The organism is uncultured Campylobacter sp. (assembly GCF_938045405.1).
In the GTDB taxonomy this organism is placed as follows: domain Bacteria; phylum Campylobacterota; class Campylobacteria; order Campylobacterales; family Campylobacteraceae; genus Campylobacter_B.
The window spans coordinates 1-2,679 of the sequence record NZ_CALIMW010000295.1; the positions used below are offsets into that span (position 1 = coordinate 1).

Sequence of the window (2,679 nt, forward strand, 5' to 3'; positions counted from 1 at the left end):
GAGTGGACGCGATCTTTACGATTAGCAAAAACAACTTCCGCGGCACGATCACGCCCGAGCTCATCATCAAGGAGCTGACCCCGAGCGAGGCCTAAATTTTAAAATTTAGGCCGGCTTGGCGTGCATTTCGCGCCGGACACGGCCTTTAAATTTACGCTTAATCTATGAGCTAGGCGCGCATCGCGCACTTGGCGGGTTCGCCCTACTACAGCGTCCATCTGCTCTACTCGCCCGATATATATTGCACGCTAGGCGCGACTTAAAAATTTAATGCGCGAGCTATGGATTTGACTTGCGATGCGAGCTCAAGCGCGCGATTTCGGGCTCGGCACGGCGCGCAAACGCAGTGCGTTATTTTCAGCTCCCGCGCGGTTTGCAAATTCGGCGAAATTTTTGGGCGAGATAAAAGTAAAATTTAAACGTTTTGGAATTTTAAAATTTTGTGAGGGTGAGCGGGAGCAGTCAAAACAGGCAGAATAGCCCTGCAAATGGAATTTTGGATAAAATTTTATGAAGCGACGGGCGGGCTAAATTTTAAAATTTGACCCGCCCTAAACTCAGAGGTTAAAAAACCACCACTAAAAACCACTTAAACGGCACCGGCGCAAAGATCGCGTGCGGCAAGCCCGCAGGCATGACGATGCTTTGCCCCGCTTTTACGCGGTGCTTCTGCCCGTCGATCGTGAAATCGCCCTCTCCCTCAAGCACGTAAACGAACGCGTCGCCGTCGGATTTGTGCGAGCTGATCTCCTCGCCGCCGTCGAAGGCGAAAAGGGTCATATTCAGCGCAGGATTTTGCGCGAGGGTGCGCGAAATCACCTTGTGAGGGGATACTTCGACTAGCGAAGCAAGCTCTACGGCCTTAGCGGCGTCGATATTTTTGATGTGTTGCATAAGCTCTCCTTGAAATGAAATTTGATCGATTGTAGCTAAAATTTAGCAAGCCCGCTTTGATGATTATCAATCCGGATCCGCGCTGAAAGGATTTTTCAGAAAGATCGGGATGAAATTTATCAGATATAGCGCGACCGCGGCGATGAAAAGCGCCGAGGGGATCATCATGTACAAAACAAAGCTCTCGCCCGCAAAAATGGCTCTTAAAGCCCCCGCGAGCAGAGCCAAAACGAGCGCCGCGCGGCTTAGGCGCGGGAAGTTTAGCGGCGAAATTCCGCTGTGGCGCTGGCCGGCGATCATCCCTACGAAAAGTATCGCTCCATACATATAACAGATTGCGATGACGTGCAGCGGTGCAGCAGCGTATCCCCCGCGGATCAGCTCCCAGCCCAACCACGCATAGCCTGCCGCGCACGCAGCCTGCAGCGCGTAGTAAAACGCCATATAGTGGCGGCTTAGAATTTCGGCGTAGTGCAACTCGCGAAGTTTTGCCAAAAACAAAAACCCGATGCCAAGCGCGATAAATCCGCATGCCGCCTCGCTTAAAAAGGGCGTCGCGAGCGCCAAAGCAAAGGCGAGGAAAGCGGCTAAATTTTTGTAGATAAAATTTGGAATAAAAACGGCGTCCTTCAGCCCGCCCTCTTTTAGCGCTTCGTTGCCGATGACGACGCTTATGCGGTAGCTTACGACGGCGATTGCCGCGACGTTGATATGCACGAAGCTAAGCAAAAACTTCTCATCCCCGCTTATGCCATAGGCGGCAGAGCAGGCGCAAAACGCCGCTAAGACCGCCAGTATGCTAAAATTATTCGAGTTTCTATCCAGCCACAAAAGCCATGCCGCAAAGATGAAAAATACCGCCCAAAACAGCGCCACAATCGTCGCTGCGAGCCGTAAATTTAAAAAGCTCGCGATAAAAGCCGCGATCAGGCAGGCGGCAAAGGCGAGCGAGACGGGCTTTAGCGAACCCTCGAAGTTCGTCCAATCGGGCAGCGCGGTAAGTAAAAACGCCGCGTAGATGCACGAAGGCGCCAAAAACAGAAAGTAAAACTTATGAGCGCTCACATAATCGATCGCCAGCGCATCGGGTGCTAAAAAGCTAAGCGCGCCCAGCGCCGCAAAAAAGCAGGCGCAAAGAACGAAGGCGCGCATCGGATGGGAGAAAAAATTCCTAGCGCGCTCGTCTTTAAATTTAGGCGCGTAAAAACCTAGCTCTTGCTGCTGCGCCCCGCACGGCTTCGGATTTTTGAGCTCCTGCGGCGAAACGGGATCTGTTTGGTTTTGCGTGGAGTTAGCTTTGGAATTCCGATCGGAATTTTTAGTGCCCTGCGAGAAGTTTTGAACAGAATTTGGCTCGGCATGGCTTTGCGCGGAGGCGTGTTTGGAATTTTGACTTTGATCGGAATTCTTGGCGCTTTGTAAGAAGCTTAGCGGTAAATTTTGCTCGGAATTTTTAATGCTCTGCGAGAAGCCCAGCTCGGAATTTGACTCAGCGCTTCTGCCGCTTTGTGAGAAGCCATGAGTGGAATTTTGATTTTTGAAACTTTGCACGGGCTCCGCTTCCAAGCTGCGAGCGGAATTTTTGAAATTTCGCGTAGAAATTCCGCCTGAATTTTTAAAATAATCTGCGCCAAATTCACAACGCAGACGGGCGTCTGGGTTCGCACCAAATCTGCAATGCGGGCAGGCGGTACGAGCAGGGCGATCGGATACGCGCTGTAAACAAGCGCCCACGCTAGAGCTATACCGCGAGTAAGTACTTTCGTTAGAGCCGCAGTATGTATC

Annotated in this window: 2 protein-coding genes; both read right to left on the reverse strand. The window is 51.5% G+C overall.

Features of this window, described 5'->3' with window-relative positions:
- Positions 1 to 564 precede the first annotated feature (564 nt).
- A complete protein-coding gene (locus tag Q0140_RS12005) occupies positions 565 to 894 on the reverse strand; it encodes a cupin domain-containing protein (RefSeq protein ID WP_291939008.1) in 330 nt (109 codons plus the stop codon).
- A gap of 66 nt (positions 895 to 960) precedes the next feature.
- A partial coding sequence (locus Q0140_RS12010) for an NnrS family protein (RefSeq protein ID WP_297964886.1) occupies positions 961 to 2,679 on the reverse strand: 1,719 nt, incomplete at its 5' end.